We start from the raw sequence: 15,748 nt of genomic DNA, 5'->3' as shown, positions 1-15,748 counted from the left end.
CTCCGCTTCAGAGATCAGCAGGCAATGGTTCTTTGAGCCACTGCATCGCGTTCTTTTCCAGGCTGCCGTCAGCCTTGGCCGCGACCAGGATCTGGTTGACCTTCTCCAGAAGCGCCGGCTCGTTCTTGTTCACGCCCACGTACACCGGCGAGTCCTTGAGCTTCACTTTCAACGCTGGCACGCGTTTCGGGTTGCGTTCGCTGATTGCCACCATCACCACGTTGCCGCTGGCGATCAGGTCGACCTGGCCGGCCAGGTAGGCGGCGATGGTGGAGTTGTTGTCTTCGAAGCGCTTGATGGTGGCTTCCTTCGGCGCTACAGCAGTCAGCTCGATGTCTTCGATGGCGCCACGGGTCACGCTGATGGTCTTGCCCTTGAGGTCGTCGGTGCTGCTGATGGCGGCATCAGGCGGGCCGAACACGGCCAGATAGAACGGTGCGTAGGCCTTGGAGAAGTCGATGACCTTTTCGCGCTCGGGGTTCTTGCCCAGGCTGGAGATCACCAGGTCGACCTTGCCGGTGGTGAGGAACGGGATGCGGTTGGTGCTGTTGACCGGGGTCAGCTCCAGCTTGACCTTAAGTTGGTCGGCCAGCAGCTTGGCGGTGTCGATGTCCAGGCCACGTGGCTTCATGTCGGGGCCGACCGAGCCGAACGGCGGGAAGTCCTGGGGCACGGCGACCTTGAGGGTGCCACGGGCGACGATATCGTCCAGACCGTTGGCCTGGGCGGGTGCCTGGCTCAGCATCAGGCTGGCAAACAGGGCAGTGAGCAGGGCGCTGAAGCGCTTGGTCATGGCAACTCTCCGAGAAGGGCGAAGGAATTTTCTGGATTTGCTCAGTGCATAGCCCATGCCAGTACTGCTCGGATTGTCTGTGAGGCTCGAGTTTGTTGAGGTTCAGTGGTCTTACTGGTCTGAACAGTGCTGCGCGTTTTTGCACCCTTTTCGAGCGTCGGTAAAACTCCGCGAGCCCCTTTGGGGCGTGGCTTGCCGCGGCCCCCGAATAGCTTTACAACTAGCCGCTCTGTTGACGCAAATCTTGAGTTTTTTATGAATTCCATCGCCCAAGCCGTACCGGAGGCGGCCCTGCAGGCCATCCGCAAACTGATCAAGGAGCAAGGCTTCGGGCCGGGCGATGCACTGCCGTCCCAGCGCGACCTGGCGGTGCAGTTGGGCGTCAGCCGGGCGTCGCTGCGCGAAGCGCTGTCGTCCTTGAGCGCTTTGGGGGTGGTCAGTGTGCAGCCGGGCAAAGGTGTGTTCGTGCAGGCGGTGGAGGACGCACCGGGCTTTGCCTGGCCTTTTGCCGCCCAGGCCACGCCGCTCGAAATCTTTCAGTTGCGTTACGCACTGGAAGGGTTTGCGGCGGGTTTGGCGGCTGTGACGCTGACGATCGATGCGCTGGACAGCCTGGAAGACAACGTCGAAGCGATGCGCAAGGTGCTCAAGGCCAGTGACTTCGAAGCGGCTGCGCGGCTGGACTTCGAGTTCCACCAGCGCATCCTGTTGGCCAGTGGTAACCGGGCGATGGTGAGCATCCTGAGTGCCAGTGCCGAGGTGTTTCTGGAAAGTCAGAAACTACCGTTCATCCGACCGGAGCGGGCCATGGAAACCTGGCAGGAGCATCGCAAAATCCTGCGCGCCCTGGCCCGGCGGGCCAGCGCATCGGCGCAGAAAACCATGCAGGAGCATGTACGCAATGCGGCGTTGCGCACGGGTATTGCCTTCGTGACTCCCGTTGCGCCCTGAGTTGGGCTATACCCAAACTCATGCGCCATCATAGGAAGACTCAATCAGAGGCGGCTTCCTGAACGGGGGAAGGGCGGCTATGATGGGCAACGTTTTTTTTGCTTACAATCCGGAGACATCCATGAGCAACGATCTTATCAAGCACGTCACCGACGCGACCTTTGAGGCCGAAGTACTCAAGGCTGCTGGCCCGGTGCTGGTTGACTACTGGGCTGAATGGTGTGGCCCTTGCAAAATGATCGCTCCGGTCCTGGACGACATTGCAACCACCTATGAAGGCAAGCTGACCATTGCCAAGCTGAACATCGACGACAATCAGGAAACCCCGGCCAAGCATGGCGTGCGCGGTATTCCTACGCTAATGCTGTTCAAGAACGGCAACGTCGAAGCCACTAAGGTGGGCGCGCTGTCGAAGTCGCAGCTGCAAGCTTTCCTCGACGCCAACATCTGAGTGTCATCAAAAAAGCCCCGCAAATAGCGGGGCTTTTTCGTGAAACAGGGCTAGACGCTCCGAAACTCAGGTGGTACATTCGGCCCCGCACTGGTTTCTCCACTGCCCCCTGCAAGCCGTCGCCGACGCATTCCTTTTCGATTAGTACGCGATCCTGTCGCCTTCTCTGCGGCGCGGCCTCATTAAGCCAAAAGCTTAATTTCCCCCCCTCCATAAATGATTACGTCATTCCTATATGAATCTGACTGAACTCAAGCAAAAGCCGATTACCGACCTGCTCCAACTGGCCGAAGAAATGGGCATAGAAAATATGGCCCGTTCGCGCAAGCAGGACGTGATTTTCTCCCTGCTGAAAAAGCACGCGAAAAGCGGCGAGGAAATCTCCGGTGATGGCGTGCTGGAGATTCTCCAGGACGGCTTCGGCTTCCTCCGCTCTGCAGACGCCTCCTATCTCGCCGGCCCAGACGATATCTATGTCTCGCCGAGCCAGATCCGTCGCTTCAACTTGCGCACCGGTGACACCATCGTTGGCAAGATCCGCCCACCGAAGGAAGGCGAGCGTTACTTCGCCCTGCTCAAGGTCGACACGATCAACTTCGATCGTCCCGAGAACGCGAAAAACAAGATTCTCTTCGAGAACCTGACACCGCTGTTCCCGACCGTGCGCATGAAGATGGAAGCCGGTAACGGTTCCACCGAAGACTTGACCGGTCGCGTGATCGACCTGTGCGCCCCGATCGGCAAAGGCCAGCGTGGCCTGATCGTCGCTCCGCCGAAAGCCGGTAAGACCATCATGCTGCAGAACATTGCAGCGAACATCGCACGTAACAATCCTGAAGTTCACCTGATCGTCTTGCTGATCGATGAGCGTCCGGAAGAAGTAACCGAAATGCAGCGCACCGTGCGCGGCGAAGTGGTTGCCTCGACGTTCGATGAGCCGCCAACCCGCCACGTGCAGGTTGCCGAAATGGTGATCGAGAAGGCCAAGCGCCTGGTCGAACACAAGAAGGACGTGGTGATCCTGCTCGACTCCATCACCCGTCTGGCCCGTGCCTACAACACCGTGATCCCGAGCTCCGGCAAGGTATTGACCGGTGGTGTCGATGCCCACGCCCTGGAGAAACCGAAGCGTTTCTTCGGCGCCGCGCGGAATATCGAAGAAGGCGGCTCGCTGACCATTATCGCCACCGCACTGGTTGAAACCGGTTCGAAGATGGACGAAGTGATTTACGAAGAGTTCAAGGGTACCGGCAACATGGAACTGCCCCTGGACCGTCGCATCGCGGAAAAACGCGTGTTCCCGGCGATCAACATCAACCGCTCCGGCACCCGCCGCGAAGAGTTGCTGACCGCCGACGACGAACTGCAGCGCATGTGGATCCTGCGCAAGCTGCTGCACCCGATGGATGAAGTGGCGGCCATCGAGTTCCTGATCGACAAGTTGAAAACCACCAAGACCAACGACGAGTTCTTCCTGTCGATGAAACGTAAGTAATAACGACGTTTCAGGTCCAAAAGAATGGCGCCCTCGGGGGCGCCATTTTTTTTTTGCGCGTTTTTTAAGCATGTTCCCGGTCCAAATGCACCGCGATAAGCTGCCAGCAGCCCTCAGAGCAGGTAGGATGTACGCCTATTTTACGGGTGGCATGGTTAATGAAATTCAAGGATCTTCGGGATTTCGTGCAGCAACTTGAGCAGCGCGGAGAGTTGAAACGTATCCAGATGCCGATTTCCCCGGTGCTGGAAATGACTGAGATTTGCGACCGCACCTTGCGTAACAAGGGGCCGGCGCTGCTGTTCGAGAACCCCACCGGTTTTGATATTCCGGTGCTCGGCAACCTGTTCGGTACCCCCGAGCGTGTGGCCTTTGGCATGGGCGCCGAGGCGGTCAGCGAATTGCGCGAGATCGGCAAGCTGCTGGCGTTCCTCAAGGAACCCGAGCCGCCCAAGGGCCTTAAGGATGCCTGGTCGAAGCTGCCGATCTTCCGCAAGATCATTGCCATGGCACCCAAGGTGGTCAAGGACGCGGTGTGCCAGGAAGTGGTCATCGAAGGGGATGACGTCGATCTGGCCATGCTCCCCGTGCAAACCTGCTGGCCCGGCGATGTCGGCCCGCTGATCACTTGGGGCCTGACCGTCACCAAGGGCCCGAACAAAGACCGCCAGAACCTCGGTATCTACCGCCAGCAAGTGATCGGCCGCAACAAGGTGATCATGCGTTGGCTGAGCCACCGTGGCGGTGCCTTGGACTTCCGTGAGTGGTGCGAGAAGCATCCCGGCAAGCCGTTCCCGGTCTCCGTGGCCCTGGGCGCTGACCCGGCGACCATCCTCGGCGCCGTGACCCCTGTACCCGACAGCCTGTCCGAGTATGCCTTCGCCGGCCTGTTACGTGGCAACCGCACCGAGCTGGTGAAGTGCCGTGGCAACGACCTGCAAGTACCGGCCACCGCTGAAATCATCCTCGAAGGCGTGATTCATCCAGGCGAGATGGCCGATGAAGGCCCGTACGGCGACCACACCGGCTATTACAACGAAGTCGACAGCTTTCCGGTGTTCACCGTCGAGCGCATCACCCATCGGATCAAGCCGATCTACCACAGCACCTACACCGGCCGTCCGCCAGATGAGCCGGCGATTCTGGGTGTGGCGCTGAACGAAGTGTTCGTGCCGATCCTGCAGAAGCAATTCCCGGAGATCACCGACTTCTACCTGCCGCCGGAAGGCTGCTCGTATCGCATGGCCATCGTGACGATGAAGAAGTCGTACCCGGGCCATGCCAAGCGGGTAATGCTGGGTGTGTGGTCGTTTTTGCGACAGTTCATGTACACCAAGTTCGTTATCGTCACCGACGACGACATCAACGCCCGGGACTGGAACGATGTGATCTGGGCCATCACCACGCGCATGGACCCCAAGCGCGACACGGTGATGATCGACAACACACCGATCGACTACCTCGACTTCGCGTCGCCGGTGTCGGGCCTGGGCTCGAAGATGGGCCTGGACGCTACCCACAAATGGCCGGGTGAAACGACCCGCGAGTGGGGCCGGGTGATCGTCAAGGATGAGGCCGTCACGGCACGTGTCGATGCGATCTGGAAAGAATTGGGAATAGATTGATGCGTGTAACCCTGCAACCTTCCGGCGCCGTGCTGGAGCTGGAACCCGGCGAGCGAATCCTCGAAGGCGCGCGCCGCCTGGGCTACGAGTGCCCCCAGGCGTGTCGCAATGGCGTGTGCCACGTTTGCGCCGCACTGCTGGTGGAAGGCCGGGTGCAGCAAGCCGGCGAAGTGCGCGATCATGGTGAGTTCTACACCTGCATCGCCGAGCCGCTGGAAGATTGCATTGTGTTGTGGGATGGCGTGCTGGCGCCGGGAGAGTTGCCGTTGCGCAAGTTGTCGTGCCAATTGAGTGAGTGCGTGGAAGTGGGTGGCGACGTGTGGCGCGTGCGCCTGCGGGCCCCGGCCGGCAAGGCGGTGCGTTACCACGCCGGGCAATACCTGATGATCGAGCGGGAGAATGGCGAGAAGTCGGCATTTTCCCTGGCGTCGGCACCCCACGCCGGTCGCGAACTGGAACTGCATGTACTGGCCCGCGAGGACAGCGCGCGCAACTTGCTGGAGCAATTGCAGCGCAACCAGATGGCGCGCATCGAGCTGCCTTTTGGCGACACCCACCTGGCCGAGCTGCCGGACGGGCCATTGGTGCTGATCGCCGCCGGTACCGGCATGGCGCAGATGCACAGCCTGATCGAGCATTGCCGCGCTTCCGGCTTCAAGCATCCGGTGCACCTGTACTGGGGTGTGCGTCGCCCGGAAGATTTCTACGAGATCGAGCACTGGGACCAATGGCTGCAACTGCCCAACCTGTTCCTGCACAAGGTGGTCAGCGACCTGTGTGGTTGGGAGGGGCGCTGCGGCCTGCTGCATGAAGCGGTGTGCGAAGACATTGCCGACCTCAAGGCGGTGCATGTCTACGCCAGCGGTTCACCGGCGATGATCTACGGCACGCTGGATGCGTTGGTCGACGCCGGCATGGATGCGCACCAGATGCGCGCCGACGTATTCGCCTACGCGCCGCGGCCCTGACGAAACCGAGCTTTGGAAGGGGGCTTGCGCCCGCTCAGAATCGTACCCCGGTCGTCACCATCGCCGCATTGAACCCCAGCAGCACCAACTCCGCTGCCACCGGCCCGTAATGGGTGCCTACCGACGGAATGATCACCGGCGCCACGCCGAAACGGTTGAGGGGGATCTTGTCGCGGTATTTGCCGCGATAGCCCTGGATCGCCCCGCCTGTGACCTTCAGGTACACCGCAGAGTCGGCCATGTCATAGCGCTTGCCTGCGTAGGCGTAGTACGAGCGCTGGCTGAACGAGTTGCGAAACGTCGCCCCGCCATACACCAATCCTGATGCCTCATTGCGCTCCAGGCCGATCAGGTCCTGGTTGTTGTTGTGGTCTTTGTCCGGCGCGAAGTGCCGGGTATAGACGCTGGTCTGCGCGTACCAGAAGCCTTTGTCGTCGTCGGCGGGCGGCGTTTCGCCAGCCAGTGCGGTGGTGGCTTGTGCCAGGAACAGCAGGCCCGGCAGTCGAATTTTCTTCATGGGTGCGACCTCAATAGTCGGTTTGATGGGCGGCTAGGTGGGTCGTGATGTGCGCGCCAGTTTGACGGCGTGACGTGTTCCCAGGCTGAACCTGGGCTGAAAGTAGTGGGATTGTCCCGTTCAATCCTGACGAACGGGACTGCGCCGCCAAAGCAGTGGCGGCAACCGCCATAGCACTTTTTCGCCGTACGGTTACAGCGGCGCGTTTTATTACGGTAAAGTTGCTTACAACTGGTAACACACAGGAGGCGCACCGCTTTTCGCCATGACCGCCATTGAATCCGATCTTTTGCAATTGGCTTACCCTCCGCGGCTCGATCTTGGGCCGCAACTCACTCACGAACAGTTAATGAGCTCGATGCAGGCCACCATGTGCCGGCACAAGGGTGGGCCGGTCTGGCTATTTGCGTATGGTTCGCTGATCTGGCGCCCGGAATGCTCGTCGACCGAACGGGTGCGGGCACGGGTGCACGGTTATCACCGCGGCTTGTACCTATGGTCCCATGAGCATCGGGGCACGCCGGAGTTACCGGGCCTGGTCTTTGGCCTGGATCGCGGAGGTTCGTGCAGCGGGTTCGCCTATCGCTTGCCGGAAGATCAACTGGAGGCCTCGCTTTACGCCTTGTGGCAGCGCGAGATGCCTTACCCCTCGTACCGGCCGCACTGGCTCAGCTGTCGTCTTGAAGATGGCAGTCAGGTGCAGGCGTTGGGGTTTGTGTTGGAGCGGCACTTGCCCAGCTACGCCGGCAACTTGCCCGATATCGTGCTGAACCATGTGCTGCAAAGCGCTTGCGGGCGTTACGGCACTACTCGCGATTACGTCGAGCAGACCGTCAACGCCCTGCGTAGCCACGCCATGCCAGACAAGAATCTGGAGGCGCGGCTCAAGCGTTGTGCCAAGGATTGCTCAGGCGATTAACGCGCCGAGCTGACACTGTTGGTGTGCCACAGCGTTGGGATCAGGAACGCGATGGCCAGCAGGCACGCGCCGATCAGCAGCACGAAACCACCGTCCCAGCCAAAATGGTCCACGGTGTAGCCCATGGCCGCACTGGCTGCCACCGAACCGCCCAGGTAGCCGAACAGACCGGTGAAGCCCGCAGCCGTACCGGCGGCTTTCTTCGGTGCCAGCTCCAGCGCCTGCAGGCCGATCAACATCACCGGGCCGTAGATCAAAAAGCCGATCGAGAACAGCGCGATCATGTCGACCATCGGGTTGCCCGGCGGGTTGAGCCAGTACACCAGGGTCGCCACGGTCACCAGCGCCATGAACACGATGCCGGTCAGGCCACGGTTGCCACGGAAGATCTTGTCCGACATCCAGCCGCACAGCAGCGTGCCTGGAATACCTGCCCATTCGTAGAAGAAGTACGCCCAGGACGATTTATCCACCGTGAAGTGCTTGGCTTCCTTGAGGTAGGTCGGTGCCCAGTCCAGTACGCCGTAGCGCAGCAGGTAGACGAACACGTTGGCGAAGGCGATGTACCAGAGCATTTTGTTGCGCAGCACGTACTTGACGAAGATTTCCTTGGCGCTGAATTCGTCTTCGTGGCTGGCGTCGTAGCCTTCCGGGTAGTCGTTCTTGTATTTCTCAATCGGTGGCAGGCCCACCGATTGCGGGGTGTCGCGCATGGTGATGAAGGCAAACGCCGCCACCGCCAAGGCCACCGTGGCCGGCACGTAGAAGGCGGCATGCCAGTCGTTGAACCAGGCCATCCCCAGCAGGAACAGCGGGCCGATCAGGCCGCCGCCGACGTTGTGCGCCACGTTCCACACCGACACCACGCCGCCGCGTTCTTTCTGCGACCACCAGTGCACCATGGTCCGGCCACTGGGCGGCCAGCCCATGCCCTGGGCCCAGCCGTTGATGAACAGCAAAATAAACATCATGGTCACACTGGACGTTGCCCAAGGTGCGAAACCGAAAATGAACATCACCCCCGCTGAAACCAGCAGGCCGAAGGGCAGGAAGTAGCGTGGGTTGGAACGGTCGGACACCAGGCCCATGAGGAACTTGGACAGGCCGTAGGCGATCGCGATCGCCGACATCGCCAAGCCCAGCTCACCTCGGGTGTAACCCTCGTCGATCAGGTAGGGCATGGCCAGAGAGAAGTTTTTGCGCAGCAGGTAGTACCCGGCATAACCGAAGAAAATACCGGCGAAGATCTGCCAGCGCAGTCGTCGATAGGTACTGTCGATTTTTTCTTCAGGCAGGGGCGCCTGGTGCGCGGCAGGACGAAAGAAAGCAAACATTCAAGAGCTCCAGATTTCTTGTTTTGACTGCGGATGCGAATGTTACAGTTTCGTTACCGAAAATAGCATCGCCTCTTATGCGCAAACAAAGGAAATGAGAGCAAGCGCGTGTTCTCTTACGAACATGTCGCTAATAGATAAATGGTGGTCGCTTAGCGTTTCTCAGACCAATGGAGAACAAATGTGGGAGGGGGCTTGCCCCCGATAGCGGTAGGTCAGCCAGCTTATCTGTAGCTGACCCACTGCCATCGGGGGCAAGCCCCCTCCCACATTTGATTGCATTTCAGGTCGGTCAGCGGGTTCGAACGACCACCTTGCCCACCGCCTTGCGCTGGCCGAGGTCATTGATTGCCTGGGCGGCCTGTTCCAGCGGATAGACCTGCGACACCAATGGCTTGAGCTTGCCCTCACCGTACCAAGTGAACAGTTGCTGGAAGTTCGCCGCGTTGTCCTGCGGCTGGCGCTGGGCAAATGAACCCCAGAACACCCCGACCACCGCCGCGCCCTTGAGCAGCGCCAGGTTCACCGGCAGCTCCGGGATGCGCCCGCTGGCAAAACCCACCACCAGCAGGCGGCCATTCCAGGCGATGGCGCGGATGGCCTGGTCAAACAGGTCGCCGCCTACCGGGTCGTAGATCACATCGGCGCCGTTACCGTCAGTCAGGCGCTTGATCTCGTCCTTGAGGCTGGCTTCGCTGTAGTTGATCAGTTCATCGGCGCCGGCGGCTTTGGCCACGGCGAGTTTGTCGGCGCTGCTCGCGGCGGCGATCACCCGTGCGCCCATGGCCTTGCCGATTTCCACGGCGGCCAGGCCCACGCCGCCGGAAGCGCCGAGGACCAGCAGGGTTTCGCCGGGTTGCAGGTTGGCGCGTTGTTTCAGCGCGTGCATTGAGGTGCCGTAGGTCATGCTGAAGGCGGCGGCGGTGTTGAAGTCCATGCTCGGCGGGATCGGCAGCACGTTGTAGCCCGGCACCGCGACCTGCTCGGCAAAGCTGCCCCAGCCGGTGAGCGCCATGACCCGGTCGCCGACTTTCAAGTGGCTGACCTTTTCCCCGACTTCGCTGACCACGCCCGATGCCTCGCCACCCGGCGAGAATGGGAAGGGCGGCTTGAACTGGTATTTACCCTCGATGATCAGGGTGTCGGGGAAGTTGACCCCGGCGGCATGCACATCCAGCAGGATTTCGTTTTTCTTGATCGCCGGGCTGGCGATCTCTTCCAGCACCAGGGTTTCGGCGGGGCCGAAGGCTTTGCACAGCACAGCTTTCATCGGGCTATTCCTTTTGGTGTCGTGGCCGATAAGTGTAGGAGGGTAGCCGTGTGGGTCAACGAGCATGCTCGGCCCTGATAAGTCGCCATAAGCTTGTGCTCTGCCTTGCTAGCGTTATGCTACCCGGCAACCGAATGTGAGGAATGAACTGTGAAAGCGTGGATCCTGTTGATGCTGGCCCTGACCTTGCCGATGGCAGCCCAGGCCGAAGAAGCCAAAGAAGGGGCGCCGCCGAAGGTCAGCTATATCAGCCTGAGCCCGCCGTTCGTGGGTAACTACGGCCTGGATGGCACGGCCAAGCTCAAAGTGTTCAAGGCCGACATCGCCCTGCGCGTGACCGGCGAGGAAGCCGCCAAAGCGGTCAAGGCCAATGACGCATTGATCCGTAACCAGTTGGTCGCGCTATTCACCCAGCAGACCAACGAGACGATGAGCACTGTCGAGGGCAAGGAAAAACTGCGCCAGGAAGCGCTGAAGCAAACCCAGCAAGTGATGAACGACGAGACTGGCAAGCCCATGGTGGAAGACCTGTTGTTCAACAACCTGATCATCCAGTAACTGTGTCGAGCGGGCTTGTTGTGGCAAGCCCGCTCGCCACAATCAGCGGGCTCATCACGCTCAAGACGCCAAACTCTTCCTGAACCGCGCCAACGCCACTGCAAAAAACAACAGCCCAATCCCCGCCAGCGCCAGCAAGTCCGGCCACACCACGCCGATGCCTGCGTCGCGAAACAAAATCGCTGCGCTCAGGCTCACAAAGTGCGTCGACGGCGAGCCCTGCATCACCCATTGCAACCACTCGGGCATGCTGTCCAGCGGCGTGCTGCCGCCTGACAAGAGCAGCATCGGGATAATCACCGGGATCGCCAGCAAGCCGAACTGCGGCGTGGAGCGGGCGAGGGTGGCGAGGAAGATCCCCAGTGCCGTACTGGCAAACAGATACAGGGCGGTCACAAACAGGAACAACCCCAGCGACCCGGCCAGCGGCACGCCGAGCAGCCCTTTGACCACCACCTCCAGCGATAGCCAAGTGCACAGCACCACCACCAGCATGTTGCTCCAGATTTTCGCCAGCATGATTTCCAGCGCCGTCAGCGGCAGCACCAGCAGGTGGTCGAGGGTGCCGTGCTCGCGCTCTCGCAGCAACGCGGTGCCCGTGAGCACGATGGCCAGGATGGTGATGTTGTTGACGATCTGGATTACGGCCAGGAACCAGCCGCCCTCCAGGTTGGTGTTGAACAGTGCTCGGGTCGTGAGCAGTGCGGGCGCCTGGGTTGCGGCATCGGTTTGCCCGCTGTAGTTGAGCAACTCGCGCTGGAAGATCCGCCCGATATAGCCCGCGCCCATGAACGCCTGACTCATCGCCGTGGCGTCGACGTTCACCTGCACGCCAGGCTGGCGACCGGCCAACAGGTCGGCCTGGAAGTTGGCGGGCACGTTGATTACGAAGGTGTACTGGCCGCTGTCCATCACCTTGTCCAACTGGTCGTAGGCCAACGGCGCCGGTGGTTGGAACTCGGGCGGTTGCAGCGCCTCGGCCATTTGCCGTGAGAGCGCGCTGTGGTCTTCATCGACAAACGCCACGCTGGCGTTGTGCACGCCGATCACCGAGCCGGCGGCGGGCATGTAGATGGCGACGGTGAAGGCGTAGAACAGAAACAGCAGCAATACGCTGTCGTGACGCAGGCTGGTGAGTTCCTTGATGCCCAGCCGGAAAAGGTGTGCGAGCTTGTGCATCAGGCCTCCTGCTTCTTGAGCATGACCAGGCTCAACCCGGTGAAGCCGATAAAGAAGCCGAACAGCGCCAGGCATTGTGGCCACAACTGGCGCAGGTCGAGTGCCTTGGTGAAGGTGCCCACGGCAATATCCAAAAAGTGCCCGGCTGGAAACAGTGCGCCCATCAAGGCGGCGGCGCCTTCCAGGGACGAGCGTGGCACGATCAGCCCGGAGAACTGAATGGTTGGCAGGCTGGTGATGATCATGGTGCCGAGGATGGCCGCGATCTGGGTGCGGGTGAACGCGGAAATCAGCAGGCCCATGCTGGTGGTGGCCAGCACATACAGGAGCCCGCCAAACGCCAGCGTCAGGCCGCTGCCCTTGAACGGCACACCGAACAGCCAGCGATTCATCGCCACCAGAACCGCCAGGTTGACCAGGCTCACGGCCAGGTAAGGCGCCTGCTTACCGAGCAGGAATTCCAGGCGCGTCAGGGGTGTGGCGTAGAAGTTGGTGATCGAGCCCAGCTCTTTCTCGCGCACGATGCCCAGGGCGGTGAGCATTGCCGGGATAAACGCCAGGATCAGTGCCATCACGCCCGGGCCGATGGCATTCACGCTGACCACGTCCTGGTTATAGCGAAAACGAGTCTCGAGCTTGGCGGCGGCCTGGTTGCTGCGGGGTTGGCTGCTCAGTTCAGCCAGTTGCTGCAGGTTGCCTTGGTGCACCGCCTCTACATAGTTGCGGCTGGTTTCCGCACGAAACGGCATGCCGCCATCGAGCCACGCGGCCACGGTGGGTTGGCGCCCGGCATAGAGATCGCGACCAAAGCCGGGCGGGATCTCCAGGGCCAGTTTGATTTCCGAGCGTTGCAGGCGTCGGTGCAATTCATGGGCGTCCTGGATCGGCGCCTGCTCGGCGAAGTAGCGCGAGCTGCGGAAGGCCTCCAGATAGGCGCGGCTTTGTGGCGTCTGGTCCTGGTCGTAGACGGCAAAGGCGAGGTTTTCCACGTCCAGGGAAATGCCGTAGCCGAAGATCACCATCATGAACATCGCGCCGAGCAGGGCGAAGGCCATGCGCACTTTGTCGCGCAGCAACTCCTTGCCTTCGCGGCTGGCCACGGCCAGCAGGCGAGACAGGCTGAAACCACGCTTGCTGATGGGTGGCGCATGGGTTTCGCTGACGGTTTTGGCCGACGTGGCGGGTTCGGCATCGCCTTGGGCTTGTTCAAGGCAGGTGACGAACGCGGCTTCCAGGGTGTCGCCGTTGAATTGCCGTTGCAGTGCGTTCGGCGTGTCGCAGGCCAGTACCTTGCCGGCATGCATCAAAGAGATGCGGTCACAGCGCTGGGCTTCATTCATGAAGTGGGTGGACAGGAAGATCGTCACCCCTTGTTCGCGGGACAACTCGATCAGCAGCCGCCAGAAATCATCCCGCGCCGCCGGGTCGACGCCCGAGGTGGGCTCATCGAGGATCAACACTTCCGGGCGATGCAGCACCGCCACGGCCAATGACAAGCGTTGGCGCAGGCCGAGGGGCAGCTCCCCGGATGGCTGCTCGGCCACTTCACCGAGGTCGAAGCGCTGGATCAGCTCATCGATGCGCGGGCCGCTGTCGGCCTTGGGCAAATCGAACAGTTGCGCGTGCAACACCAGGTTCTGGCGCACGCTGAGCTCGCCATACAGCGAGAAGCTTTGCGACATGAACCCTACGCGCTTGCGGGTGGCCAGGTCCTTGGCGTTCACCGGGTTGCCCAGCAGCGTGGCGCTGCCTTCAGTGGCCGGCATCAGCCCGGTGAGGACTTTCATGGTGGTGGTCTTGCCGCAACCGTTGGAGCCGAGGAAGCCGAAGATCTCGCCACGGCCGATGGCAAAGCTGACCTTGTTCACTGCCGTGAAGTCCCCGAAGCGCAGCGTCAGGTCGTGGGCTTCGATGGCGATATCGGTGTTGGCGTTTTCCCTTGGCGGGATCACCAGTGGCTGGTTGTCATGGGCGCTGTCGCCCTGGAAGTGGGTGAAGGCCTCATCCAGTTTGCCGCTGGGGGTCGCTGCCGCCAGTTCGCTGCTGAGCCCGTCGGCGATCAGCTTGCCACGGTCGAGCATCAGGCAATGTTCGAATTGCTCGGCTTCCTCCATATAGGCCGTGGCTACCAGCAGCGTCAGTTGCGGGCGCTCATTGCGTACGGTCTCGACCAGTTCCCAGAAGCGCCGCCGCGACAGCGGGTCGACGCCGGTGGTGGGCTCGTCGAGGATCAACAGGTCCGGGTCGTGGATCAGCGCACAGCAGAGGCCGAGCTTCTGCTTCATGCCGCCGGAGAGCTTGCCGGCCGGGCGCTCGGCGAAGCGCGCGAGGTCGGTGGCCAGCAGCAGGTTGTGCATGCGCTGGTCGCAGTCGGCTTTGGACAGGCCGAACAGCGTGGCAAAGAAGCGGATGTTTTCGCTGATGGACAGTTCGGGATACAGGTTGCCGCCCAGGCCCTGGGGCATGAAGGCGATGCGTGGGTACAGGCTGTTGCGATGGCGACGGTCCTGAATGGAGCCGCCGAGCACCTCCAGTTGGCCGTCCTTGAGCTTTTTAACCCCGGCGATCAACCCCAACAGGCTCGACTTGCCCGCCCCATCCGGGCCGATCAGCCCGCAGCGCGTGCCGGTGGGCAGGCTGAAGGCGATGTCGATCAAGGCCTGCTGCTTGCCGTAACGGTGGTTGATGGCGGTGGCGTGCAGCGCCAGGCCGGTCATTGCAGGTTGGCCGGCCAGTCGATGTCAGCCATGCGCACGTAGCCGGCGCCGGGCATGCCCGGTTTGGCCTGGGGCACGGCGCTGGGTTGGGTCAGGCGCAGCTTGACGCGAAACACCAGTTTCTGGCGTTCGTCGCGGGTTTCCACTTCCTTGGGGGTGAACTGCGACTTGGCGGCAACAAAGCTGATCTTGGCCGGTAGCGGTTGCTGGGGCAGGGCATCGAGCAGGATGCGTGCGTCACTGCCAACCGTCAGGCGACCGGTGACGGAGGCGGGCAGGTAGAGGTTCATGTACTGATCCTCGGGGTCGATCAGCAACAGCACACGTCCGCCGGCACCGAGGACCTCGCCGGGCTCGGCCAGGCGCAGTTGGATAATGCCGTCGATGGGCGCGCGCAGGCTGCTGTCGTCGATTTCGCTGGTCAGCTGGGCGACCTGGGCCTGGGCGGCACCGATGGCGGCCTTTACCGAATTGACCTGGGCTTGCGCGGCGATCACGGCGGCGTTGCCGGTGTTCTGGCGCGCCTGCTGCTGGTCGATCAACTGGCTGCTGGCAAAGCCGCGCTTGTACAGCTCCTGGGTGCGCTTGAGTTCCTGGTTGGCCAGCAGTTGCTCGCTTTGGCGCAACTGCACGTTGGCCTCGGCGGCAGCGAAGTTTTCCTTGGCGCGCAGCACTTCGGCTTCGGCCTGGGCGCGCTGGGCTTCCAGGGTGCGGGTGTCCATGCGTGCCAGCAGTTGGCCCTTGAGCACCTTGTCGCCTTCATCCACCCGCACCTCGGCCAGCCGTCCGGGGATTTTGGCGGCGATCTGTACTTCGGTGGATTCCAGGCGGCCGTTGCCCATGCCCAAGCCTTCGGGCAGGCGGTCCTGGGTGGACTTCCAGTAACCGAAGCCGCCGGCGGCGAGCAGCAAGGCAATCAACAAAACGGCAAACAGGTGGGAGGAGCGTGGCGTGATCGACATGGGGGCATC

Annotated in this window: 14 protein-coding genes; 7 read left to right on the top strand and 7 right to left on the bottom strand. The window is 61.5% G+C overall.

Annotated features, from left to right (window positions below; translation table 11 throughout):
* Positions 1-7: 7 nt before the first annotated feature.
* Complete coding sequence (locus tag FBY10_RS07000) at positions 8-793, bottom strand: transporter substrate-binding domain-containing protein (RefSeq protein ID WP_131697588.1); 786 nt, start codon at positions 791-793, stop codon at positions 8-10.
* Between the two features lie 255 nt (positions 794-1,048).
* Here FBY10_RS07000 and FBY10_RS06995 point away from each other — a divergent pair, with 255 nt between their 5' ends.
* From FBY10_RS06995 to FBY10_RS06975, 5 genes are all read left to right on the top strand, one after another.
* Positions 1,049-1,744 carry a FadR/GntR family transcriptional regulator gene (locus FBY10_RS06995; RefSeq protein ID WP_131697587.1) on the top strand — a complete coding sequence of 232 codons (696 nt, stop codon included), beginning with the start codon at positions 1,049-1,051 and terminating at the stop codon, positions 1,742-1,744.
* A 121-nt stretch (positions 1,745-1,865) separates the two neighbouring features.
* Entirely contained in the window at positions 1,866-2,195 is a 330-nt protein-coding gene (gene trxA / locus FBY10_RS06990; RefSeq protein ID WP_015886460.1) for a thioredoxin TrxA, read from the top strand.
* A gap of 235 nt (positions 2,196-2,430) precedes the next feature.
* Positions 2,431-3,690 (top strand): transcription termination factor Rho, encoded by a 1,260-nt coding sequence (gene rho, locus FBY10_RS06985; protein WP_003176825.1) that lies wholly within the window; start codon positions 2,431-2,433, stop codon positions 3,688-3,690.
* Between the two features lie 158 nt (positions 3,691-3,848).
* Positions 3,849-5,315: a 4-hydroxy-3-polyprenylbenzoate decarboxylase gene (gene ubiD, locus FBY10_RS06980; protein WP_027608362.1), complete on the top strand. Its 1,467-nt coding sequence runs from the start codon at positions 3,849-3,851 to the stop codon at positions 5,313-5,315.
* On the top strand, positions 5,315-6,283 hold the full coding sequence (locus FBY10_RS06975; protein WP_131697586.1) for a CDP-6-deoxy-delta-3,4-glucoseen reductase: 969 nt from the start codon (positions 5,315-5,317) through the stop codon (positions 6,281-6,283). Before ubiD ends, FBY10_RS06975 begins: the two co-directional genes overlap by 1 nt.
* 34 nt (positions 6,284-6,317) lie before the next feature.
* On the opposite strand, the gene FBY10_RS06970 is transcribed toward FBY10_RS06975, so the two are convergent.
* On the bottom strand, positions 6,318-6,800 hold the full coding sequence (locus FBY10_RS06970; protein WP_131697585.1) for a sn-glycerol-3-phosphate transporter: 483 nt from the start codon (positions 6,798-6,800) through the stop codon (positions 6,318-6,320).
* 265 nt (positions 6,801-7,065) lie between these two features.
* Between FBY10_RS06970 and FBY10_RS06965 the strand changes: the two genes are divergently transcribed.
* Positions 7,066-7,719 (top strand): gamma-glutamylcyclotransferase, encoded by a 654-nt coding sequence (locus tag FBY10_RS06965; protein ID WP_145337447.1) that lies wholly within the window; start codon positions 7,066-7,068, stop codon positions 7,717-7,719.
* Here the strand turns inward: FBY10_RS06965 and glpT are convergent.
* Both glpT and FBY10_RS06955 read right to left on the bottom strand, forming a co-directional pair.
* The gene (gene glpT, locus FBY10_RS06960) at positions 7,716-9,053 is read right to left on the bottom strand and encodes a glycerol-3-phosphate transporter (protein WP_092489833.1); all 1,338 of its coding nucleotides are present in this window, start codon (positions 9,051-9,053) and stop codon (positions 7,716-7,718) included. The genes FBY10_RS06965 and glpT overlap by 4 nt on opposite strands.
* 292 nt (positions 9,054-9,345) lie before the next feature.
* The gene (locus FBY10_RS06955) at positions 9,346-10,323 is read right to left on the bottom strand and encodes an NADPH:quinone oxidoreductase family protein (RefSeq protein WP_131697583.1); all 978 of its coding nucleotides are present in this window, start codon (positions 10,321-10,323) and stop codon (positions 9,346-9,348) included.
* Between the two features lie 150 nt (positions 10,324-10,473).
* On the opposite strand from FBY10_RS06955, the gene FBY10_RS06950 reads away from it, so the two are divergent.
* The gene (locus tag FBY10_RS06950; protein ID WP_131697582.1) at positions 10,474-10,881 is read left to right on the top strand and encodes a flagellar basal body-associated protein FliL; all 408 of its coding nucleotides are present in this window, start codon (positions 10,474-10,476) and stop codon (positions 10,879-10,881) included.
* A 60-nt stretch (positions 10,882-10,941) separates the two neighbouring features.
* On the opposite strand, the gene FBY10_RS06945 is transcribed toward FBY10_RS06950, so the two are convergent.
* From FBY10_RS06945 to FBY10_RS06935, 3 genes are read right to left on the bottom strand one after another with little or no spacing between them, the layout of a single operon-like run.
* Positions 10,942-12,060, bottom strand: coding sequence for an ABC transporter permease (locus FBY10_RS06945; protein ID WP_131697581.1), 1,119 nt, complete (start codon positions 12,058-12,060; stop codon positions 10,942-10,944).
* A complete protein-coding gene (gene rbbA, locus FBY10_RS06940; RefSeq protein ID WP_145337448.1) occupies positions 12,060-14,777 on the bottom strand; it encodes a ribosome-associated ATPase/putative transporter RbbA in 2,718 nt (905 codons plus the stop codon). The genes FBY10_RS06945 and rbbA overlap by 1 nt, the downstream gene beginning before the upstream one ends.
* Positions 14,774-15,739: an HlyD family secretion protein gene (locus FBY10_RS06935; protein WP_131697579.1), complete on the bottom strand. Its 966-nt coding sequence runs from the start codon at positions 15,737-15,739 to the stop codon at positions 14,774-14,776. Before FBY10_RS06935 ends, rbbA begins: the two co-directional genes overlap by 4 nt.
* Positions 15,740-15,748 lie beyond the last annotated feature (9 nt).

The sequence above is a fragment of the Pseudomonas sp. SJZ103 genome (genome assembly GCF_007828335.1).
GTDB lineage: Bacteria > Pseudomonadota > Gammaproteobacteria > Pseudomonadales > Pseudomonadaceae > Aquipseudomonas.
Note: the sequence above shows the minus strand (reverse complement) of the source record. Positions and strands in the feature narration are given on the sequence as shown.